The 21,883-nt window shown below is 72.4% G+C and carries 18 protein-coding genes; 13 read left to right on the plus strand and 5 right to left on the minus strand.

Going from position 1 to position 21,883, the window contains the following annotated elements; translation table 11 throughout:
- The 5 genes from ACIBCU_RS08430 to sucD all read left to right on the plus strand — a co-directional run bounded on the left by ACIBCU_RS08430 (nucleotide 1) and on the right by sucD (nucleotide 7,018).
- Nucleotides 1-1,113, plus strand: coding sequence for an AAA family ATPase (locus tag ACIBCU_RS08430; RefSeq protein ID WP_399230126.1), 1,113 nt, complete (start codon nucleotides 1-3; stop codon nucleotides 1,111-1,113).
- A complete protein-coding gene (locus tag ACIBCU_RS08435; protein WP_399230128.1) occupies nucleotides 1,110-3,419 on the plus strand; it encodes a DUF5682 family protein in 2,310 nt (769 codons plus the stop codon). Before ACIBCU_RS08430 ends, ACIBCU_RS08435 begins: the two co-directional genes overlap by 4 nt.
- The gene (locus ACIBCU_RS08440; RefSeq protein WP_399230130.1) at nucleotides 3,416-4,639 is read left to right on the plus strand and encodes a VWA domain-containing protein; all 1,224 of its coding nucleotides are present in this window, start codon (nucleotides 3,416-3,418) and stop codon (nucleotides 4,637-4,639) included. Before ACIBCU_RS08435 ends, ACIBCU_RS08440 begins: the two co-directional genes overlap by 4 nt.
- A gap of 292 nt (nucleotides 4,640-4,931) precedes the next feature.
- The gene (sucC, locus tag ACIBCU_RS08445; protein WP_399230132.1) at nucleotides 4,932-6,113 is read left to right on the plus strand and encodes an ADP-forming succinate--CoA ligase subunit beta; all 1,182 of its coding nucleotides are present in this window, start codon (nucleotides 4,932-4,934) and stop codon (nucleotides 6,111-6,113) included.
- A 20-nt stretch (nucleotides 6,114-6,133) separates the two neighbouring features.
- Nucleotides 6,134-7,018, plus strand: coding sequence for a succinate--CoA ligase subunit alpha (gene sucD / locus ACIBCU_RS08450; protein ID WP_099173770.1), 885 nt, complete (start codon nucleotides 6,134-6,136; stop codon nucleotides 7,016-7,018).
- Between the two features lie 145 nt (nucleotides 7,019-7,163).
- Here the strand turns inward: sucD and ACIBCU_RS08455 are convergent, their stop codons facing one another.
- Nucleotides 7,164-8,477 carry a helix-turn-helix domain-containing protein gene (locus tag ACIBCU_RS08455; RefSeq protein WP_399230135.1) on the minus strand — a complete coding sequence of 438 codons (1,314 nt, stop codon included), beginning with the start codon at nucleotides 8,475-8,477 and terminating at the stop codon, nucleotides 7,164-7,166.
- Between the two features lie 131 nt (nucleotides 8,478-8,608).
- Here ACIBCU_RS08455 and ACIBCU_RS08460 point away from each other — a divergent pair, with 131 nt between their 5' ends.
- Entirely contained in the window at nucleotides 8,609-10,354 is a 1,746-nt protein-coding gene (locus ACIBCU_RS08460; protein WP_399230877.1) for a DUF6350 family protein, read from the plus strand.
- A 24-nt stretch (nucleotides 10,355-10,378) separates the two neighbouring features.
- Here ACIBCU_RS08460 and ACIBCU_RS08465 read toward each other — a convergent pair whose 3' ends face one another.
- Nucleotides 10,379-11,281: a hypothetical protein gene (locus ACIBCU_RS08465; RefSeq protein ID WP_399230137.1), complete on the minus strand. Its 903-nt coding sequence runs from the start codon at nucleotides 11,279-11,281 to the stop codon at nucleotides 10,379-10,381.
- Between the two features lie 239 nt (nucleotides 11,282-11,520).
- Between ACIBCU_RS08465 and purN the strand changes: the two genes are divergently transcribed.
- The 3 genes from purN to ACIBCU_RS08480 all read left to right on the plus strand — a co-directional run bounded on the left by purN (nucleotide 11,521) and on the right by ACIBCU_RS08480 (nucleotide 15,341).
- Entirely contained in the window at nucleotides 11,521-12,177 is a 657-nt protein-coding gene (gene purN, locus ACIBCU_RS08470; RefSeq protein WP_399230139.1) for a phosphoribosylglycinamide formyltransferase, read from the plus strand.
- Nucleotides 12,164-13,717: a bifunctional phosphoribosylaminoimidazolecarboxamide formyltransferase/IMP cyclohydrolase gene (gene purH / locus ACIBCU_RS08475; protein ID WP_399230142.1), complete on the plus strand. Its 1,554-nt coding sequence runs from the start codon at nucleotides 12,164-12,166 to the stop codon at nucleotides 13,715-13,717. Before purN ends, purH begins: the two co-directional genes overlap by 14 nt.
- A gap of 166 nt (nucleotides 13,718-13,883) precedes the next feature.
- The gene (locus tag ACIBCU_RS08480; protein ID WP_399230145.1) at nucleotides 13,884-15,341 is read left to right on the plus strand and encodes a DUF2079 domain-containing protein; all 1,458 of its coding nucleotides are present in this window, start codon (nucleotides 13,884-13,886) and stop codon (nucleotides 15,339-15,341) included.
- Nucleotides 15,342-15,402: 61 nt separating this feature from the next.
- Here ACIBCU_RS08480 and ACIBCU_RS08485 read toward each other — a convergent pair whose 3' ends face one another.
- The gene (locus ACIBCU_RS08485) at nucleotides 15,403-16,011 is read right to left on the minus strand and encodes a hypothetical protein (RefSeq protein WP_399230147.1); all 609 of its coding nucleotides are present in this window, start codon (nucleotides 16,009-16,011) and stop codon (nucleotides 15,403-15,405) included.
- A gap of 233 nt (nucleotides 16,012-16,244) precedes the next feature.
- On the opposite strand from ACIBCU_RS08485, the gene ACIBCU_RS08490 reads away from it, so the two are divergent.
- The 4 genes from ACIBCU_RS08490 (at nucleotide 16,245) to ACIBCU_RS08505 (ending at nucleotide 20,465) form a co-directional block, all read left to right on the plus strand.
- Entirely contained in the window at nucleotides 16,245-17,123 is an 879-nt protein-coding gene (locus tag ACIBCU_RS08490; RefSeq protein ID WP_399230149.1) for a bifunctional methylenetetrahydrofolate dehydrogenase/methenyltetrahydrofolate cyclohydrolase, read from the plus strand.
- Between the two features lie 19 nt (nucleotides 17,124-17,142).
- Nucleotides 17,143-17,775, plus strand: coding sequence for a DUF3017 domain-containing protein (locus ACIBCU_RS08495; RefSeq protein WP_362942821.1), 633 nt, complete (start codon nucleotides 17,143-17,145; stop codon nucleotides 17,773-17,775).
- A 423-nt stretch (nucleotides 17,776-18,198) separates the two neighbouring features.
- On the plus strand, nucleotides 18,199-19,263 hold the full coding sequence (locus ACIBCU_RS08500) for a DUF2690 domain-containing protein (RefSeq protein WP_362942824.1): 1,065 nt from the start codon (nucleotides 18,199-18,201) through the stop codon (nucleotides 19,261-19,263).
- Between the two features lie 212 nt (nucleotides 19,264-19,475).
- Nucleotides 19,476-20,465, plus strand: coding sequence for a malate dehydrogenase (locus tag ACIBCU_RS08505; RefSeq protein WP_362942827.1), 990 nt, complete (start codon nucleotides 19,476-19,478; stop codon nucleotides 20,463-20,465).
- An 85-nt stretch (nucleotides 20,466-20,550) separates the two neighbouring features.
- Here ACIBCU_RS08505 and ACIBCU_RS08510 read toward each other — a convergent pair whose 3' ends face one another.
- The gene (locus tag ACIBCU_RS08510; RefSeq protein ID WP_399230152.1) at nucleotides 20,551-21,288 is read right to left on the minus strand and encodes an isocitrate lyase/phosphoenolpyruvate mutase family protein; all 738 of its coding nucleotides are present in this window, start codon (nucleotides 21,286-21,288) and stop codon (nucleotides 20,551-20,553) included.
- Between the two features lie 46 nt (nucleotides 21,289-21,334).
- Nucleotides 21,335-21,847, minus strand: a complete 513-nt coding sequence (locus ACIBCU_RS08515) for a carboxymuconolactone decarboxylase family protein (RefSeq protein ID WP_399230154.1) — start codon at nucleotides 21,845-21,847, stop codon at nucleotides 21,335-21,337.
- Nucleotides 21,848-21,883: the final 36 nt, after the last annotated feature.

Raw genomic sequence — 21,883 nt, forward strand, 5'->3', positions numbered from 1 at the left:
ATGACCGTGTCCGTACAGACCGACGCAGCCGGCGGCGAAGCTCTGAGGCCGCACGCCGAGCATGCTTTCGCCGACGAGCTCAAGGCGCTCGCCGCCGCCGACGACCGCCCCAAGCCTGCCCGTTGGAAGCTCTCGCCATGGGCCGTCTCCACCTATCTGCTCGGCGGGACACTCCCGGACGGCACGCTGATCACTCCGAAGTACGTGGGTCCGCGCCGTCTTGTCGAAGTAGCCGTCACCACGCTCGCCACCGACCGGGCGCTGCTGCTCCTCGGTGTTCCGGGGACCGCCAAGACCTGGGTGTCCGAGCACCTGGCCGCGGCCGTCAGCGGAGACTCGACCCTGCTGGTCCAGGGCACCGCGGGCACCCCCGAGGAGGCCGTCCGCTACGGGTGGAACTACGCGCGGCTGCTGGCGGACGGACCCAGCCGCGAGGCTCTGGTGCCGAGCCCCGTCATGCGGGCCATGGCCGAGGGAATGACGGCGCGCGTCGAGGAGCTCACGCGTATCCCCGCCGACGTGCAGGACGCGCTCATCACGATCCTGTCGGAGAAGACGCTCCCCGTCCCCGAGCTGGGTCAGGAGGTCCAGGCGGTGAAGGGGTTCAACCTCGTCGCCACGGCGAACGACCGCGACCGCGGGGTCAACGAGCTCTCCAGCGCCCTGCGCCGCCGGTTCAACACCGTCGTGCTGCCGCTCCCCGCGACGTCCGAGGCCGAGGTGGACATCGTGTCCCGGCGCGTGGCCCAGACGGGACGCTCGCTCGACCTGCCACCGACGCCCGACGGCATGACCGAGATCCGGCGCGTCGTCACGGTCTTCCGCGAACTGCGCGACGGCGTCACCACGGACGGCCGCACCAAGCTCAAGTCGCCGTCCGGGACGCTGTCCACGGCCGAGGCCATCTCCGTCGTCACCGGAGGCCTCGCGCTCGCCGCCCACTTCGGCGACGGCGTCCTGCGCCCCGGGGACGTGGCGGCCGGCATCATCGCAGCCGTCGTCCGCGATCCCACGACCGACCACGTGGTCTGGCAGGAGTACGTGGAGACCGTCGTCCGGGAGCGGGACGGCTGGAAGGACTTCTACCGCGCCTGCCGTGAGGCCGCCGAATGACAGCCCGCGCCGGGGGGACCACAGCTCCCCGGGGACCGCTGCTGCTGGGGGTGCGCCACCACGGCCCGGGCTCCGCCCGCGCGGTGCTGGCCGCCCTCGAATCCGTACGGCCGGCTGCCGTGCTCGTCGAAGGGCCGCCCGAGGCCGACGCGTTGCTGCCGCTCGCCGCGCACGCCCGGATGCGTCCGCCGGTCGCGCTGCTCGCCCACGCCGTGGACGATCCGGGACGTGCCGCCTTCTGGCCGATGGCCGACTTCTCCCCCGAGTGGGTGGCGATCCGCTGGGCATCGGCGCACGGGGTCCCCGTGCGGTTCGTGGACCTGCCCGCCGCGCACTCCCTGGCGTTGACGGAGCGGCGTGAGGACGGCCCGGAGGAAGGCAGGGGCATCGATCCGATCGGAATCCTCGCCGGTGCCGCGGGCTACGACGACCCCGAGCGCTGGTGGGAGGACGTCGTCGAGCACCGCGCGGCCGACGGCGGACCGGCTGATCCGTGCGCGCCGTTCGCCGCGCTCGCCGAGGCGATGACCGCGCTGCGTGAGGCGTACGGCGACGGGGGCCACCCGCAGGACGCCGTGCGGGAGGCCGCCATGCGCCTTCAGCTGCGCGCCGCCCGCAAGGAGTTCGGCGACGACATCGCCGTGGTCTGCGGTGCGTGGCACGTGCCTGCCCTCGGCGCGCGGACGACGGTCGCCGCCGACCGGGCGCTCCTCAAGGGGATGCCCAAGGTCAAGGCGGAGCTGACCTGGGTGCCCTGGACCCATCGCAGGCTGGCCCGGCACAGCGGATACGGCGCGGGGATCGAGTCCCCCGGCTGGTACGGGCACCTCTTCGGCGCCCACGACCGGCCCGTGGAGCGCTGGATGACGAAGGTGGCCGGCCTGCTGCGCGACGCGGACAGGGCCGTGTCCCCGGCGCATGTCATCGAGGCCGTCCGGCTCGCCGGGACGCTGGCCGCCCTGCGCGACCGCCCGGCCGTCGGCCTGGCCGAGGCCACCGACGCGGTCAGGGCCGTCATGTGCGAGGGGTCCGATGTGCCACTGGCCCTCGTGCGGGACCGGCTCGTCGTCGGCGAGATCCTCGGCGAGGTCCCGGAGACAGCCCCCGCCGTCCCCCTCCAGCGCGACCTGGACCGGCAGCAGCGCACGCTGAGGCTCAGGCCCGAGGCGGAGAGGCGCGAGCTCGGCCTCGACCTGCGCAAGGACACCGACGCGGCCCGCAGCAGACTGCTGCACCGGCTGCGGCTCCTCGGAGTGGGCTGGGGCGAAACCGTCGCGGGCCGGGGGAGCACGGGGACCTTCCGGGAGAGCTGGCGGCTGCGCTGGGAGCCCGAGCTCTTCGTCCGGATCGCCGAGGCCGGGGTGTGGGGCACCACCGTGCTCGGAGCCGCGACGGCCAGGGCCGAGTCGGAGGCCGTTTCCGCGTCGTCGCTCGCCGGGGTCACGACGCTCGCCGAGCAGTGCCTCCTGGCCGGACTGCCGGACGCCCTGCCCGTCGTGATGAGGGCCCTTTCCGACCGGGCCGCCCTCGACGCGGACGTCGGCCACCTCGCGGACGCGCTGCCGGCCCTGGCCCGCTCCCTGCGGTACGGGGACGTGCGCTCCACCGACACCGCGGCCCTGGGAGAGGTGGCCGTCGGCCTCGCCGAGCGTGTCTGCGTGGGCCTGCCGCCCACCTGCACGGGCCTCGACGCGGACGCGGCCGCGGAGGCCCATCGCCGGGTGGAGGGCGTGCACACCGCGGTCGGGCTGCTCGCCGGCGCCGTAGGGGCGGACGGACTGCCCGAGCGGTGGGCCGGAGCCCTGCGCAGGCTCTCCGCCAGGGACGCGGTCGCCGGGGTCGTCCGGGGCCGCGCCACGCGCCTGCTCCTGGACGACGGCCGGCTGGCCGAGAGCGAGGCCGCGCGCCTGATGGGACTCGCCCTCTCGCCGGGCGCCGCACCACCCGACGCGGCCGGCTGGATCGAGGGCTTCGTCGGCGGAGCCGCGGGCGGCGGCCTGCTGCTCGTCCACGACGAGCGGCTCCTCGGGCTCGTCGACACCTGGCTGACGGGCATACCGGCTGACACGTTCACCGTCGTGCTGCCCCTGCTGCGCCGGACGTTCTCGGCCTACGAGCCAGGTGTACGCCGCACGCTCGGCGAGCTCGTGCGCCGCGGACCGGGTTCCGGCGGGGCGCGCGACGAGGGCGTACCCGCCGCACCGGGCTTCGGTGAAGGACTCGACGAGGAGCGGGCGGACGCGGTGGTGCCCGTGCTCCGGCTGCTGCTCGGTCTGGACACCCCGGCCAAGGAGGCGGCCGGATGACCACGAGCGGGGCGGACACGGAGAAGGGGAAGAGGACGATGGACGCGACTCCTGCCGAGGACGAGCGGCTGCGGCGCTGGCGCATGGTGCTCGGCGCGGACGGTGCCGAGAGCACGGGACGCGCGCTCACCGGGCGCGACGCGGCGATGGACGGAGCGCTGACCGCGCTGTACGACGGCGGGAGGAAGCCCGGCGGGCGGGTCGGGGCGGAGCGTTCGGCAGGGCTGGGGGCGTCCGCCCCCTCGGTGGCCCGCTGGCTCGGCGACATCCGTACGTACTTCCCGGCCTCCGTCGTCCAGGTCATGCAGCGCGACGCGATCGACCGCCTCGGGCTCTCCGCCCTGCTGGTGGAGCCGGAGATGCTGGAGGCCGTGGAGCCCGACGTCCACCTGGTCGGCACCCTGCTCTCGCTCGGCAAGGCCATGCCGGAGACGACGAGGGAGACGGCCCGCGCCGTCGTACGGAAGGTCGTCGAGGACCTGGAGCGCCGGCTGGCCACCCGCACCAGGGCGACGCTCACCGGCGCCCTGGACCGCTCGGCCAGGGCCTCCAGGCCGCGCCACCGGGACATCGACTGGGACCGCACGATCCGGGCCAACCTGAAGAACTACGTGCCCCTCCCCGGACGTGAGGGGGCCGGTACGGTCATACCCGAACGTCTCATCGGTTACGGGCGCACGGACCGGTCCGTGAAGAAGGACGTCATCCTCTGCGTCGACCAGTCGGGGTCCATGGCCGCCTCCGTCGTCCACGCCTCGGTCTTCGGCGCGGTGCTCGCCTCGATGCGGACCCTGGCGACCCGGCTCGTCGTGTTCGACACGGCGGTCGTCGATCTCACCGATCAGCTCGACGACCCGGTCGACGTCCTCTTCGGCACGCGGCTCGGCGGCGGTACGGACATCAACCGCGCCCTCGCCTACTGCCAGTCGAGAATCACCCGTCCGGCGGACACCGTCGTCGTCCTCATCAGCGATCTCCACGAGGGCGGGATCCGCGACGAGATGGTCGGACGGGCCGCGGCGATGAAGGCGTCCGGAGTGCAGTTCGTGACCCTGCTGGCCCTCTCCGACGAGGGCACGCCCTCCTACGACCGCGAGCACGCCGCCGCGCTGGGCGCGCTCGGAGCCCCCGCTTTCACCTGCACTCCGGACCTCTTTCCCGAGGTCATGGCGGCGGCGATCGAGAAACGGCCGCTGCCGATACCGGACACAGGGCGCTGACCGGCCGGGGTCCCGGGTCCGCGGCCCGGCCACGGGCCGTCCGGCGGGACCCCGCGGAGGTGGTGTTTTGTCCCTCGTAACCCGGCCACCAGCGGGGTCTGTGACCGGTATCACCGCTCAGGTGTGATCTGCAATTTAGGGTCCGGTCCGGTGCGGGGGATAACCTGCCGGATGGACATGCCGCGTACCCGGTCACCGTGTGCGCCTCCCTTGTGACTGCGCAGTCACGTTGCCCTCGCGGCACGCCCACGCAGAAAACGAACCGCGAGACCACTAAAAGGGACGGACGCGCGTGGACCTGTTCGAGTACCAGGCGAGGGACCTCTTCGCCAAGCACGGTGTACCGGTGCTGGCCGGTGAAGTGATCGACACGCCTGAGGCAGCCCGCGAGGCGACCGAGCGGCTGGGCGGCAAGTCCGTCGTCAAGGCGCAGGTGAAGGTCGGTGGCCGAGGCAAGGCCGGCGGCGTGAAGCTGGCGGCAGACCCGGACGAGGCGGTCGCTCGCGCGACCGACATCCTCGGCATGGACATCAAGGGCCACACGGTCCACAAGGTGATGATCGCCGAGCTGTCACCGGAGATCGAGGCGGAGTACTACGTCTCGTACCTCCTCGACCGCACCAACCGCACCTTCCTCGCCATGGCGTCGGTGCAGGGCGGCATGGACATCGAGGAGGTCGCGGAGAAGACCCCCGAGGCCCTCGCGAAGGTCCCGGTCAACGCCGTCGACGGCGTCGACATCGAGAAGGCCCGCGAGATCGTGGCCCAGGCGAAGTTCCCGGCCGAGGTGGCCGAGGGTGTCGCCGAGGCCATGGTGACCCTGTGGGACACCTTCGTCGCCGAGGACGCGCTCCTCGTCGAGGTCAACCCGCTGGTGAAGACCAAGGACGGCCGCATCCTGGCGCTGGACGGCAAGGTGTCTCTCGACGAGAACGCCGACTTCCGTCAGCCCGGCCACGAGGCGCTCGAGGACAAGGCCGCGGCCAACCCCCTCGAAGCGGCCGCCAAGGCCAAGAACCTCAACTACGTCAAGCTCGAGGGCGAGGTCGGCATCATCGGTAACGGTGCCGGTCTGGTCATGTCGACCCTGGACGTCGTCGCGTACGCCGGTGAGAAGCACGGCAACGTGAAGCCCGCCAACTTCCTCGACATCGGTGGCGGCGCCTCCGCAGAGGTCATGGCGAACGGCCTGGAGATCATCCTCGGCGACGCGGACGTCAAGTCCGTCTTCGTCAACGTCTTCGGCGGCATCACCGCCTGCGACGAGGTCGCCAACGGCATCGTCCAGGCCCTGGAGCTGCTCAAGTCCAAGGGCGAGGAAGTCACCAAGCCGCTGGTCGTGCGCCTCGACGGCAACAACGCGGAGCTGGGTCGCAAGATCCTCTCCGACGCCAACCACCCGCTCGTTCAGCGTGTGGACACCATGGACGGCGCGGCCGACAAGGCCGCCGAGCTCGCCGCGGCTGCGAAGTAAGGACGAGGGACTCCAACACCATGGCTATCTTCCTCACCAAGGACAGCAAGGTCATCGTCCAGGGGATGACCGGCGCCACGGGCATGAAGCACACCAAGCTCATGCTGGCCGACGGCACCAACATCGTCGGTGGCGTGAACCCCCGCAAGGCGGGCACCTCCGTCGACTTCGACGGCACCGAGGTACCCGTATTCGGGTCGGTCGCCGAGGCGATCGAGAAGACCGGCGCCGACGTGTCCGTCCTCTTCGTGCCGCCGGCCTTCGCGAAGGCCGCGGTCGTCGAGGCGATCGACGCCGAGATCCCGCTGGCCGTCGTGATCACCGAGGGCATCGCCGTCCACGACTCGGCCGCCTTCTGGGCGTACGCCGGCTCGAAGGGCAACAAGACCCGGATCATCGGCCCGAACTGCCCCGGCCTGATCACCCCCGGCCAGTCCAACGCCGGCATCATCCCGGGCGACATCACCAAGCCCGGCCGCATCGGTCTCGTGTCCAAGTCCGGCACGCTGACCTACCAGATGATGTACGAGCTCCGTGACATCGGCTTCTCGTCGGCCGTCGGCATCGGTGGCGACCCGGTCATCGGTACGACGCACATCGACGCGCTCGCCGCGTTCGAGGCCGACCCCGACACGGACCTCATCGTGATGATCGGCGAGATCGGCGGCGACGCCGAGGAGCGTGCCGCCGACTACATCGCGAAGAACGTCACGAAGCCGGTCGTCGGCTACGTCGCGGGCTTCACCGCCCCGGAGGGCAAGACCATGGGTCACGCCGGCGCCATCGTCTCCGGCTCCTCCGGCACCGCCGCGGCCAAGAAGGAGGCCCTCGAGGCAGCAGGCGTGAAGGTCGGCAAGACGCCGACCGAGACCGCCAAGCTGGCGCGCGAGATCCTCGGCGGCTGACGCCCACCGCGTCACCCGTCGCACCGCCTCACAGCGGAAACGGCGCGGGCCCGCACCCCTCATCGAAGGGGTGCGGGCCCGCGCCGTTTCCGTTCCGGACGCCCGCCGGAGGGATCCCCGCCGGAGAGTTCCATCCGGGCTCCGGTCAGGGAATCCGTGGCACCAGCCGCTCCGGGCCGTGCGTCAGCTCGCCCCGCAGCGATTTCTGCAGTTTCAGGTCCTGCGGCGTCGGCTTCTCCGGCCCACCCCGCGGAAAAACGCCGCCGACACGTTCTGCGGGTGCCAGCGGCTGCTCGTACTGGGTGGGGGCCGTGTACAGGGTGAAGGCGGTCGTGCCGATGAGCAGCACCCCGAAGCAGAGCGCCGCCCGGGTCCAGAGCTCGGCGATGCGCTCGCTGCCCGCGCGGACGGCGGGGGCCGGTGGCGGTTCGGGCACCTCTTCCGCGACGGCGAGTGCGCCCAGCCGGTCGTGGAGTGCCGGCCTGCCGCCGGGCTCCGTCGACTCCACCGTTCCGGGCAGCCGCTCGGCGACGGCGGCCCGGGCGTTGAGCAGTCTGCTCGCCGTGGCGGGAGTGCTCGCCTCCGTCTCCGCCGCCGTCTCGGGCAGCCCGAGCCCCACCCCGTCGTGGAGCAGCAGGGTGCGCCGGTACACGGGCGGCAGGCCGAGCAGTGCGTCGAGCAGCGCACGCCGCGCCGGGTCCTCGGGCAGCGCGTCGGGCCGGCGGTGGGTGCGGCGCAGCCGGTGCCAGGGCGACATCGCGTACTCGTACGACGCCGCCCGCACCCAGCCCGCCGGATCGCGGTCCCTGGCCACCTCGGGCCAGCGCTGCCAGGCGATCCGGAAGGCGTGTTCGACGGCTTCCCGGGCGAGCTTCCGGCGGCCGGTCAGCAGGTACATCTGACGGGTGAGACCCGGTGCCGTGCGGCCGTACAGCGCGTCGTACGCCTCTTCGGCGGTGAGGGCAGGCCGGGGCTGCGGAGCGGGGTCGTGCGCGTCCGGCGCCGTGGTCCTGGGCGCGCTCCCGCCCTGAGCAGGGACGTCCTGAGCAGGGACGTCCTGAGCAGGGACGTCCTGAGCAGGGACGTCCTGGGCAGGGACGCCCAGGGCCGGCGCCTTCGGCGTGGGGGTGTGGAAGGAGGGCTTTCCGGGCGTGGGCGTGTCCGGGGTGGTGCCGGTGCCGGGCTCGGTCGGGGACATCGTGCTGCTCCCGGTGGCTTCGACGGAGGGGGGCGGCGCAGGGCGGTGTTCGTCGCAGCCGATGAGCCTGGCGTAGGCCGTGCGCCGCGGGCCCCGCGGGCTCGTGCGCCCTGTCTCCCAGGCGCGGACGGTGGCGGGCGTGACTCCCACGGCCGCAGCGACCTGTTCCTCACTCAGTGCCCTGGCCTCGCGCAGTCTGCGGCGCTCCTTCGGGGATGGCAGGGGGGCGGCGGGAGCCGGGCCGGTGGCGCTTCGCGTCATGCCCGGCCTCCGTCCCCGATGGCGCTGCACTGGGTGAAAAAGTACATAAACGTATATTGGGCGACACCACGGCCATTCGCCCGTTACACGGAATCAGCGCGTGTCGTTGGCAGCATGGCCGCGTGACCCAAGTGACCGAACGCAGCCCGACGTTGCCGGCCGAGCGGAGCAGGTCCGCCGCACTGGCCTCCGCCTTCGTACGCGGGGCGCTGGCCGCCGGGCTCGGGCTGGGCGCGCTGGCGGTCCTGGTCATGGTGCTGTGGATCAGCTCTCCGTACCCGGACAGCGGGCCCGCCGGGGCCCTCCATGTGGCGACCGGGATCTGGTTGCTCGCCCACGGTGCCGAACTCGTCAGGGCCGACACGGTGGGAGGCCATCCCGCGCCCGTGGGGACGGTCCCGCTGCTGCTCGTCGTGCTGCCCGTGTGGCTGCTGCACCGGGCCGCCAGGGACTCGGCGGAGACCGAGGAGAAGGCGTCGCGCGGACACTCGGCGGTCGGGGCGTTCTGCGCGGTGGGCGCCGGATATCTGCTGGTGGCGCTGGCCGCGGCGGCCTACGCGCGGGACGGGGCGCTGCCCGCCGACCGGGCCTCGCTCGCCTTCCCCGTCACCTTCGTGGTGGCCGCCGCGGCCGCCGCGGGGGTGTGGACGGCCCGTGGGCGTCCCTTGACCCCGCTGCTGGTCTGGGCGCCGCTGAGGCTGCAGGAGGCCGCAGCCCACTCCCGTTTCCGGTCCGGGGCCGCGGTGGCACTGCGGTCGGCCGCCGTCGGTGTGCTCACGCTGCTCGGCGGCGGGGCACTGCTGGTCGCGGTGGCACTGGTGTGGCACACGGGGGCGGCACGGGAATCGTTCGTGGGGCTCTCGGGCGACTGGGCGGGCCGGATCTCCGTCCTTCTGCTGGCGACGGCGCTCGTGCCGAACGCGGCGATGTGGGGCGCCGCCTACGGCCTCGGGCCGGGATTCGCCCTCGGCACGGAGTCCGTGGTCACACCGCTCGCGTTCACCGGGCCCCCCACGCTGCCCGACTTCCCGCTGCTCGCCGCGGTGCCGTCCCACGGCCCGGGGACGCTCGCGAACTGGGCGGCGGTCGCGGTGCCGTCCGTCGCGGCCCTGGCCGTCGCCCGGTTCGTCGCCCGGGGGGCGGTTGCTGAGCGCGGGGCGCGTGAGGAGGCGTGGGGTCAGGCGCGTACCGCGCTGGTGGCGGGGCTGGCGGCCCTGGGCTGCGGGGCCGGCGCGTCGGTACTGGCGGCGGTCTCGGGGGGCCCGTTGGGCACCGGGGCGCTCGCGGAGTTCGGCCCCGTGTGGTGGCTGGTGGGCCCGGCCGCTCTCGCGTGGACGGCGGTGATCGGCGTACCGGCGGCGCTGCTGCTCAGGGCGTGGCGGCTGAGGGAACACCGGTGGGGATGGCGGTGGGACGCGCTGAAGGGGGAGCGGGCGACGGCGGAACCGGGGCAGAAGCCGGAGCCGAGTACGGAGGAGGGGTCCGGGGGAGCGGGCGAGGGCGCGGAGCCGTACGACTTCCTGTCGGCGGGCCCGTGGCACGAGGGCGGGGCGAGCGAGGCGCGCCTGGCCGCGCTGAAGAAGAGGTCGGGCGGGCTGATGGCGGACTTCCCGGCGGACGTGGAGCCCGCACCCGGCCCGGTACCGGCCGCCGCGCCGACACCCACGCCGCCGTCCACGCCGGCCCCCGCACCGGTTGCCGCGCACGCGCCCGCTCCGGCGCCCGCGTCGGCCCCCGTGACCGCACCCGCGCCTGTTCCAGCCCCGGCCACCGTTCCCGTTCCCGAGCCCGAGCCCGTTGCCGGCCCGGATACGCCGAACGGCCGGGTCCCGGATGCCGAGGGGCACCCGGAACCCGGCCGGGAAGCTGCTCCGTGACGAGCGTTCCAGCGCGGGGCGGAGCTACTTCTTCACGCCGAAGAAGGGCTCCAGCGGGTCGGGCAGCTTGTCGTTGCAGGCGATGGCGCCGGTCTTGGTGAGTGCGTCGTTCACGCAGGTGTAGTAGTCGCGGTAGACCAGCTGGACCGTATAGCCGGTGGCCACGATCGCCAGGGCCAGGAGCGCCGTCACCAGGCCGCTGACGGCCGCCGTCGTCTGCTGACGGCTGCTGCTCTGCGCGACGACGGGCGCGGCCCCCGGCTGCGGGGGCGCGGTGGCCCGGTCAGGGCTGCTCGCGCCGGACACCGCCGCCTGCCCGGTGCCGGCCGCCTGGTTCTTCCGCGGCCCGCCACGGAGGGCGCTGATCGACCAGTACACGGCGAGGGCGCCGAGAAGCATCGCGATCTCGGGGAAGTCGAAGAGGGCGAAGAAGAACGCCCACATGCCGCCGAGCACCGCGTACCGCGCCCGCCGCTGGGCGGGGTCGGTCGGGTCCCAGCGCAGCCCGCCGGGGCTGCCCTCCGGGCCACCGCCCTGGCCGCGCGGTCCGCCGGTGCCGCCGGGACGGCCGCCGAAGCCGCCGCTCTGCCGGCCCGGCTGCTGGTCGCTCCACTGGCTGCCCCAGACGGGGCGGTCGTCGGACTGTCCCTCGCCGCCGTCATCGCTTCCGCCGTTGCCGTGGTTCGGCGTGTGGGGAGGGTGGCGTGGCTGCCAGGGCTGATCGGGCCGGTCCTCGGGCGGTGCCGCGAACGGATTGTCGTCGGACGACCCGGACGACCCGGACGAGGAACCCGAGCCCGACGACGAACCCGAAGAGGAACCCGAGCCCGACGAGGAGTCCGGCGATGAGGACTGGCGTTCCCGCATCAGCGTGGATGCCCGCTCGGGCAGCGGGTGGCCAAGGGCGGTGCGGAGGCGGTCCGGCATGTGGTGAACGTCTTCCCCATCTCGTCATTTCCGCCCGGGGGCGGTTCCCTGTCCCCTGACGCTACCTCCCGGCTACGCCCCCGTCCCGTGGGGGCCGCCGGGTGTGCCGGTATCGTTGCTGACGGTCGAACCGTTCGTAGAGTTCCCCGTATCCCGGGACGAGCTTCTTTCGTACGACCATACAAACGCACCTCCTGTACATCGCGTACCTGCTGCACCACGCGAGAAAGGGCCCTGCCGTGGCCTCCCCGCCCCTCTCCGCCGCTCCGGCCCGTGTGGTCGTGCTCGTCTCCGGCTCAGGCACGAACCTCCAGGCACTCCTCGACGCGATCGGTGACGACCCCGATGGCTACGGCGCCCGGATCGTCGCGGTCGGCGCGGACCGCTACGGCACCCTCGGCATCGAGCGTGCCGAGCGGGCCGGGCTTCCCACCTTCGTGTGCAAGCTCGGCGAGTACGCGAGCCGCGAGGAGTGGGACGCGGCCCTGACGGCGGCCGTGGCGGAACACCGTCCGGACCTCGTCGTATCCGCGGGATTCATGAAGATCGTGGGCAAGGAGTTCCTCGCCGGGTTCGGCGGCCGGATCGTCAACACCCACCCCGCCCTGCTCCCCAGCTTTCCCGGTGCTCACGGCGTCCGCGACGCACTCGCGTACGGCGTGAAGGTCACCGGGTGCACCGTCCACTTCGTCGACGACGGCGTCGACACCGGTCCGATCATCGCGCAGGGCGTGGTCGAGGTGACCGAAGAGGAAACGGTGGAGGGCGAAGCCGCCCTCCACGAACGCATCAAGGAAGTCGAGCGCAAGCTGCTCGTCGAGGCCGTGGGGCGGCTCGCCCGCGACGGCTATCGCATTGAGGGACGAAAGGTTCATCTCGGTCATGTCGGTGAATAAGCCCATCCGCCGCGCCCTGGTCAGCGTCTACGACAAGACGGGGCTCGAAGACCTCGCCCGCGGTCTGCACGAGGCGGGTGTCGAGCTGGTGTCCACCGGCTCCACCGCCGGGAAGATCGCAGCCGCCGGGGTGCCGGTCACCAAGGTCGAGGAGCTCACCGGCTTCCCCGAGTGCCTCGACGGCCGCGTCAAGACGCTGCACCCCCGCGTGCACGCCGGCATCCTCGCCGACCTGCGCCTGGACGCCCACCGCGAGCAGCTCGCCGAGCTCGGCGTGGAGCCGTTCGACCTGGTGGTCGTCAACCTCTACCCGTTCAAGGCCACCGTCGCCTCCGGCGCGTCCGACGACGAGTGCGTGGAGCAGATCGACATCGGCGGCCCCTCGATGGTCCGCGCCGCCGCCAAGAATCACCCGTCCGTGGCCGTGGTGACGAGCCCCGAGCGTTACGCCGACGTCCTCGCCGCGGTCAAGGCGGGTGGCTTCGACCTGACCGCCCGCACGCGGCTCGCCGCCGAGGCCTTCCGGCACACCGCCGCCTACGACGTGGCCGTCGCCTCCTGGTTCGCGGGCGACTACGCAGCCGCCGGTGACTCGGGCCTCCCCGAGTTCCTCGGTGACACCTTCACGCGTAAGAACGTCCTGCGCTACGGCGAGAACCCGCACCAGCCGGCCGCGCTCTACACCGAGGGCGAGGGTGGCCTCGCCGAGGCCGAGCAGCTGCACGGCAAGGAGATGTCCTACAACAACTACACGGACACCGACGCCGCCCGCCGTGCCGCCTACGACCACGCCGAGCCGTGCGTCGCGATCATCAAGCACGCCAACCCGTGCGGCATCGCGATCGCCGACGACGTCGCGACGGCGCACCGCAACGCGCACGCCTGCGACCCGCTGTCCGCCTACGGCGGCGTCATCGCCGTCAACCGCCCGGTGACCGTCGCGATGGCCGAGCAGGTCGCGGAGATCTTCACCGAGGTCATCGTCGCCCCGGCGTACGAGGACGGTGCGGTCGAGATCCTCGCCCGCAAGAAGAACATCCGCGTGCTGCGCTGCCCCGAGGCCCCGACGTCCGCGTTCGAGGTGAAGCCGATCGACGGCGGCGCGCTCCTCCAGGTCACCGACCGGCTCCAGGCCGACGGCGACGACCCGGCCAACTGGACCCTCGCCGCCGGTGAGGCACTGTCCGCCGAGGAGCTGAAGGAGCTCTCCTTCGCGTGGAAGGCCTGCCGGGCGGTCAAGTCCAACGCGATCCTGCTCGCCAAGGACGGTGCGTCGGTCGGCGTCGGCATGGGACAGGTCAACCGTGTCGACTCCGCGAAGCTCGCGGTCGAGCGGGCGGGCGAGGAGCGGGCCCAGGGTTCGTACGCCGCGTCCGACGCCTTCTTCCCCTTCCCCGACGGTCTGGAGATCCTGACCGCCGCCGGCATCAAGGCCGTCGCCCAGCCGGGCGGCTCGGTCCGTGACGAGCTCGTCGTCGAGGCCGCGCAGAAGGCGGGCGTGACCATGTACTTCACGGGCACGCGCCACTTCTTCCACTGACGGCGCCCGCAGTGACATCCCGCAGGCCGTACCCGTTCCGGGTGCGGCCTGCGGCGCGTCCCGGCGTACGGAGATCAGTCGTCCCTCTGTTCTAATGAATGGCCTTGTCGGGCCGTGCCGGGCGGGACCGGCAGTGACCAGTGAGGGATTTCGTTGCGGGGGCACCGTGCTTGACCTGAACCAGAGCGAGACCGAGGCGTCCGGAGAGCAGGCCCCTGAGCCGGCCGTCGGTACGCACCCGGCGCCGCTGCGCCCGTACCTCATCGCCGCCGTGGTCCTGTGCGCGCTCTACTTCCTCTACGCGTACCTGCGGTACAGCCACTTCCAGTCGCCCTCCTGGGACCTGGGCATCTTCGAGCAGGAGGTGCGCGCGTACGCCGGTTTCGACGCGCCGGTCGTCGACATCAAGGGACCGGGCTATCTGATACTCGGCGACCACTTCAGCCCCGTGGTGGCGCTCCTCGTCCCGCTCTACTGGATCTGGCCGTCCGCCGTCGCCCTGCTGTTCGCCCAGGCCGCGCTCTTCGCCGGCTCCGCGGTCATCGTCGGGCGCACCGTCCAGCAGATCCTGGGCGGCCGCTCCGGCCTCTGCGTCACCGTCGCGTACGGGCTGTCCTGGGGGCTCCAGGAAGCGGTGAAGGCCGACTTCCACGAGATAGCGTTCGCCGTCCCGCTGCTGGCCCTGGCCTGCCGTGCCCTCCTCATGGAGCGCCCGCGGGCCGTCGTCCTGTGGTCGCTGCCGCTGGTCCTGGTCAAGGAGGACCTCGGGATCACCGTCGCCGTCGTCGGCCTGCTCCTGGCCCTGTACGGGCGGCGGCTCCAGGGGTTCCTGCTGGCGGCCTTCGGCGTGTTCGCGTTCGCGCTGACCGTGCTGGTGCTCATCCCGGCGGCCAGCAGCGCGGGGACGTACGACTACTGGAAGAAGATCGAGGAGAACGGCGGGCAGGAGGTCTCCCTGCTCGACTCCGTCCTCGGTGTGCTCGACTCCTCCGTCAAGCTGGAGATGCTGGTCTTCCTCGTCGGCATCACCGCCTTCATGGCGCTCCGCTCACCGCTGGTCCTGCTCGTCCTGCCCACGCTCGGCTGGCGTCTGCTCTCCCAGGACTCCAACCACTGGGGCATGGTCTGGCACTACAGCGCGATCCTGATGCCGGTGATCTTCCTGGCCATGGCCGACGGCATCCGGCGCAGCCGGGGCTCGAAGCGGCCCTGGCTCGTCTCCTACGCGAACGTCGCCGTCCCCGTCGCGGTGGCGATCGCCGTCGCCCTCACCCAGCACCTCCCGCTCCGCGACCTGCTGCGCCCGGAGACGTACCGCGCCGACGCCCGCACCCACGCCGCCGAAGAGGCGCTGGAGGCGATACCCGTGGGCGCGCGGGTGGAGACGGACATCACGCTGATGGCGCACCTGACCGGGGACCGCACGGTCTACTGGGTCGGCGGGGCACCCGGCACCGCACCCGACGTCGTCGCGATCAACCTGGACTTCGGCTGGTCGCGGCCGATCGACGACCCGGTGAAGTACGCCCAGCAGCTCCACCCCGAGGCGCGCTACCGGGTCACCCGCGAGGTGGGCTCCTTCGTCGTCATGGAGCGGACCACCCCGGCGCCCGGAAACGGCTGAAGGCCGCACACCCGCCGGTGAGCGGGTGCTGCGGCCTTCACGCGACGTGTGTACGGCGACGTCAGTACTGCGGCTGCCGCTGGCGGTTGAACCAGGCGCCGCCGTCGGACTTCGCCACGAAGACGACGACCAGGACGGCGAGAATCGTGTGGACGAGACCCATCACGATGAAGGGGTAGATGCCGAGGATCGCGGTGATCACGGCGAAGACGATCGTCGCGATGCGGATCCCGTTGCCCCCCTTGCCGAACTTGGAGGCGAAGACGACCGCGAGGACTCCCCACAGCACGGCGAAGACGGCGATGCCCCACAGAGCGCTGCCCGAGTAGTCGGCCAGCTCCTGGAACTGGACGTCCTCCTGCAGCGTCGGGTCGTCCTTGGCGGCGTTCACGGCCACGGCGGCGAGGGCGACGAAGATCGTCCCGATGACCTGGAGGCCCGCGATCACGTAGAGCATGACGCGCGCGGCCTTCACACCGCCGGGCATCTCGGTGGGTCCGCCCGGGAAGCCGTAGCCGCCCTGGACCGGCGGCGCCTGCGGGTAGCCGTAACCCTGCTGCGGGACACCCTGCGGGGCCTGCTGCGGGTAGCCGTAGCCCGGCTGCTGCCCGCCCGGCTGCTGGCCACCCTGCTGCTGGCCGTAGGGGTTGTTGGGGTCGCCGAAGCTCATGGCGGGTTTCCTCCGTTGTGACGTGGGGACGACGCGGTCCTGACGGAGGAAAGCTGCGCGATCTTAACGGTTGGTCCCCCCGACACTGCCCGCAGTGATGCGGGCCTTATCGTCGTCGTGACATCCACCTTTTGTCCAGCCGATCGCCGAATGTGTTGTGCAAGTGCAATCTCGCGTCCACGTGGCAAGCCAGGATTGGTACGGGGGCGGGGTCATCCGCGAGGATGGGTGCCATGACTGCCCAGATTCTCGATGGCAAGGCCACCGCAGCTGCGATCAAGTCCGATCTGACCGTCCGCGTGGCGGCCCTCAAGGCACAGGGCATCACACCCGGCCTGGGAACCCTGCTCGTCGGCGACGACCCGGGCAGCCGCTGGTACGTGAACGGCAAACACCGTGACTGCGCCCAGGTCGGCATGGGCTCCATCCAGCGCGAACTCCCCGACACCGCCACGCAGGAGGAGATCGAGGAGGTCGTACGGGAGCTCAACGCCAACCCGGACTGCACGGGCTACATCGTGCAGCTTCCCCTTCCCAAGGGGATCGACACCAACCGCATCCTGGAACTGATGGACCCGGCCAAGGACGCGGACGGCCTCCACCCGATGAACCTGGGCAAGCTCGTGCTGAACGAGAGCGGCCCGCTGCCCTGCACCCCGCAGGGCGTCGTCACCCTGCTGCGCCGCCACGGTGTGGAGATCAACGGCGCCCATGTGGTCGTCGTCGGCCGGGGCGTCACCATCGGCCGCCCCCTCCCGCTGCTGCTGACGCGCAAGTCCGAGAACGCGACCGTCACCCAGTGCCACACCGGCACCCGTGACCTCTCGGCGCACCTCAGGAAGGCCGACATCATCGTCGCGGCCGCCGGTGTGCCCCACCTGATCAAGCCCGAGGACGTGAAGCCGGGCGCGGCCGTGCTGGACGTCGGCGTCAGCCGTGACGAGAACGGAAAGATCGTCGGCGACGTCCACCCCGGAGTGGCGGAGGTGGCCGCCTGGGTCGCCCCGAACCCGGGCGGCGTCGGCCCCATGACCAGGGCCCAGCTGCTCGTCAACGTGGTCGAGGCGGCCGAGCGCGGCGCCGCCGAGGACTCCGCCGCATCCGCGGGCTGACCCGGACCGGAGGAACGTCATGGGCGCTGGTACGAGTCCGGCGGGCGGTACGCACGCGGACGGGCCGGCCGAGGAGGCAGACACGGCCGAGGAGGCCCGGGTGTCCGAGAAGGTCCAGGTGTCAGGGGAGACCGGGGCACCGGGAGAGGCAGTGCGGGGCGAGGCCGGTGTCCCCGGGGAAGAGGGGGTCCCCGGCACCACTGAGGCGGACGGGGCCTCCGGGGAAGCGGCAGCAGGGCGGAGTGGCTCGACCTGGGCGCCCTCGCGTCGCTTCTCGCTGACCCGGGACACCGCGCGTCCCGAGGGCGGCGGCCGGGCAGCACCGGGGGACGCCCCCGCACCCGCCCGGCAGTGGCCGCTGCTCACGGTGCTCTGCACCGCCGGGATCGGCCTGCTGATCGTGGCGATCGACCCCTTCGCCGAGGCGTTCAGGGTCGGCGCCATCGTGATGGGCGTCGCCCTGCTCGCGGGAGCGGTGCTCCGCTGGACGGTCCCCTCGGTCGGCATGCTCGCCGTACGGTCCCGGTTCACCGACCTGGTCACGTACGGCCTGATGGGCGCGCTGATCGTGCTGCTCGCGCTGATGGAGCAGCCCCGTCCTTGGCTGCGGGTCCCGTTCCTGCAGGACGTCGTCCACTTCACGATCCGCTGAGGGGTGTCCGTCCCCTCCCCCGAGAAGGGACGGACACCGGACAGGGCGCCGGTGCAAGAAGCGCCGGAATGCGGTGACTTGAGCGGCCTTGCCCTGTCCTGGGTCAAGCGTCATGGACATGAGGTACCGGGTTCAAGGGATGCCCGGTGCCTGTGGCACGGAAGTGACCATTCCGCCATCGTGTGATCGTCACGCAACGAGGGGAACCGTGCGCGGTGCGCGCTACGGCGCACAGCGGAGGCCGCGCTCATACCGAATGCCCCCGTGCGCCCCTTTGTCCGGAACTGACATCCTGGATCCGTGCATCCTTCTGGGTAGTCCGGAGCGCAGGACCAGACGCTCCGACGGCAGGGGGGAAGGGCCCGGTGCCGGGATCGGGGGCGCGCCGGGGAACGTCCGGGGGAATCGACTGGGGGGGAACCAATGCCTCGTTGGAAGGCACTACCGGAGGAACTCGATCCGCAGGTACGGGAGTTCGCGGGCCAGCTGCGCAGACTGGTGGACCGCAGCGGTCTGAGCCTGGCCGCGGTCGCCGACCGCACGGGCTACAGCAGGACGTCGTGGGAGCGTTACCTCAACGGCAGGCTGCTCGCACCCAAGGGGGCGATCGTCGCCCTCGCCGAGGTGACGGGCGTTCAGCAGCACCATCTGACGACCATGTGGGAGCTGGCCGAGCGGGCCTGGAGCCGCTCCGAGATGCGCCACGACATGACGATGGAGACCATCAGGATCTCCCAGGCGCGTGCGGCGCTCGGTGAGGCGGGTGTGGCCGCGGCCACCGTGGCGGGCAGGAGTGCGGACGGCGGCGGTACGGGAGTCTCCACCGCCGCGGGGCCGGGAGGTGGAGGGCGCGACAGCGGCCGTCCGCCGTCCGTGCCCGTCCAGCGCGGCACGGTTCCGCGGATTCCGCAGCAGCCGCAGCCGGGGGCGGTGCCGGACTCCACCGGCGGCGGACGCCGCCCGGCGGGCGGTCCCGGAGAGCGGCGGGAGGGCGGCCGGCGCAGGCTGACGCTCTTCCTGGCGGGGCTCGTGGGCGCGCTCCTGCTGATGGCCGGGGCCGTGATGCTCACCGATCTGGGTGGCGACGACGACACCGGTGCGGTCGCCGCGACGCCGTCCGCCGCGCCGGGCACCAGCGCGTCCCAGCTGCCCGCCGGGGTCGAGTGCAGCGGCGCCGACTGCACCGGCCAGGACCCGGAAGCCATGGGCTGCGGCGGCCAGTTCGCCGGCACGGTGGCCAGGGAGACCGTCGGCGGCGGCCTCGTCGAGGTCCGCTACAGCGAGACCTGCGGCGCCGCGTGGGCCCGTCTCACCCAGGCGTCCCCGGGGGACACCGTGAAGATCGCCGCCGGTCCGTCGGAGCAGGACGGCACGGTGGACGCCGACGCCGAGGCGTACACCCCGATGGTCGCCGTGAAGAAGGCCTCCGACGCCAAGGCCTGCGCGACCCTCGCCTCCGGGACGACCGGCTGCACCACGCCGGAGTGAGGCACGTGAGGCAGGGGAGCCGCTGCGCTGTGTGAAGGCAGCGGAGCCGCTGCGCTGCGTGACCGACTGTGCGCGGTCCCACAGGGGGCCGGGCGGCTCCTGCGGCGAGGGTCGGATAGCCTGACCGCTGGATATCTCTTCACGTCAAGATTCAGAGGTATCCAGCACCAGGGGCAGGGACCCCTACCGCCAGCTGTCTAACGGAGACCGCCATGACCCGCACTCCCGTGAATGTCACCGTGACCGGCGCAGCCGGCCAGATCGGCTACGCGCTGCTCTTCCGCATCGCCTCCGGCCACCTGCTCGGCCCGGATGTGCCGGTCAACCTGCGACTCCTCGAGATCCCGCAGGGCCTGAAGGCCGCCGAGGGCACCGCCATGGAGCTCGACGACTGCGCCTTCCCGCTGCTGCGCGGCATCGAGATCACGGACGACGCCAACGTCGGCTTCGCCGGCGCCAACGTCGCCCTCCTGGTCGGCGCCCGCCCGCGCACGAAGGGCATGGAGCGCGGCGACCTGCTGTCCGCCAACGGCGGCATCTTCAAGCCGCAGGGCAAGGCCATCAACGACAACGCCGCGGACGACATCAAGGTCCTCGTCGTCGGCAACCCGGCCAACACCAACGCCCTCATCGCACAGGCCGCGGCCCCGGACGTACCGGCCGAGCGCTTCACCGCGATGACCCGCCTGGACCACAACCGCGCGATCTCGCAGCTGGCCGCCAGGACCGGTGCCGCCGTCTCCGACATCAAGCGGCTGACGATCTGGGGCAACCACTCGGCGACCCAGTACCCGGACATCTTCCACGCGGAGATCGCCGGCAAGAACGCCGCCGAGGTCGTCAACGACGAGGCCTGGCTGGCCGACACCTTCATCCCGACCGTCGCCAAGCGCGGCGCCGCGATCATCGAGGCCCGTGGCGCGTCCTCGGCCGCCTCGGCCGCCAACGCCGCCATCGACCACGTGCACACCTGGGTCAACGGCACCGCCGAGGGCGACTGGACCTCGATGGGTATCCCGTCGGACGGCTCCTACGGCGTTCCCGAGGGCATCATCTCCTCCTTCCCGGTCACCACGAAGGACGGGAAGTACGAGATCGTCCAGGGCCTGGACATCAACGAGTTCTCCCGTGCGCGCATCGACGCGTCGGTGCAGGAGCTCTCCGAGGAGCGCGACGCGGTCCGCGAGCTCGGCCTGATCTGACCGGAGCCCGGCCACCGGCCGGCCCCGGAGGACGTACGAGGGCGCCCCCGCAGCAGCAGCTGCGGGGGCGCCCTCGTACGTCTGCTCAGTCGCCGAGCAGCCGCCCGGCCAGCTCCCGCACGGCGTCCGCCGCCCTGCGCTGGAGCTGCGGGCCGAAGGTGATCCGTGCCGCGCCGAGCTCGCCGAGCCGGCGGGTGGCGGCCCGGCCGTCGGGTGCGCCGAGCGCGTTGAGCGGGACCGGGACCGCCGCGGCCAGAGCGGGCAGGGTGTCCGGCGGGGCCATGATCGGGTAGACGCAGTCGGCACCGGCGTCGGCGTAGAGCCGGGCGCGGGCCACCGTGTCCGCCACCACGTCCGTGGCGGCCGGGTCCCCGTGGATGTACGTATCGATGCGGGCGTTGACGAAGAGACGCCCGCCCGCCGCCGCGCGCACCTCGGCGAGCCGGTCGGCCTGCCTCGGCGGGTCGACGAGCACGCCGTCCACCGAGTCCTCCAGGTTGCAGCCGACGACCCCGGCCTCCAGGAGGCGGTCGACGAGCTCGTCCGGGGCCAGACCGTAACCGGCCTCGACGTCCGCCGAGACGGGAACGGACACCGCTCGGGCGATCCTCGCCACCGCCGCGAACATCTCGTCCGCCGGCGTCTCCCCGTCGGCGTGACCGAGGGAGGCGGCGACACCCGCGCTCGGGGTGGCCAGGGCGGGAAAGCCTGCCTCCTCGAACACGCGGGCGCTCGCGGCGTCCCACGGGCCGGGCAGGACCAGCGGGTCGCCGGAGGGGCGGCCGTGGTGCAGGGCGCGGAAGACGGACACGGGCTCGTTCATCAGGGCTCCGGGGCGGGAGGTGGGTACGGGGCTCGGCGGCTGCGGCTCAGTGCTTGATGTCGCCGGGCGTGTGGTGCCCCGGGGCCATCCGGCAGGTCACACCGAACCGGTTCCAGGCGTTGATCACCGTGATCGCGGCGATCAGCTGCGCCAGCTCGGCCTCCTCGAACCGCTTCGCGGCCTTCGCGTAGACCTCGTCCGGCACGAAACCGTCGGTCAGGACCGTCACCGCCTCCGTCAGCTGGATCGCCGCGATCTCCTTCTCCGTGTAGAAGTGCTGCGACTCCTCCCAGGCGCTGAGCTGGATGAGCCGCTCGACGGACTCGCCCGCCGCGAGGGCGTCCTTCGAGTGCATGTCCAGGCAGAGGGCGCAGTGGTTGAGCTGCGAGGCGCGGACCTTCACCAGTTCGAGCAGTGTCGGGTCCAGTCCCTGACGGGACGCGGCGTCCAGCCGGACCATGGCCTTGTAGACATCCGGGACGAGCTGGGCCCACTGCAGGCGGGCGGGGTGCTCGGGGGCGTTGTCGGTGGGTGTGTGGTGCTGTGCGTGCGTCGTCATGATGCGAAGTTAACGGTCGGATGGCGCACCGGTATG

Origin of the sequence: Streptomyces sp. NPDC051064, assembly GCF_044455985.1 — a bacterium.
Lineage (GTDB): Bacteria > Actinomycetota > Actinomycetes > Streptomycetales > Streptomycetaceae > Streptomyces.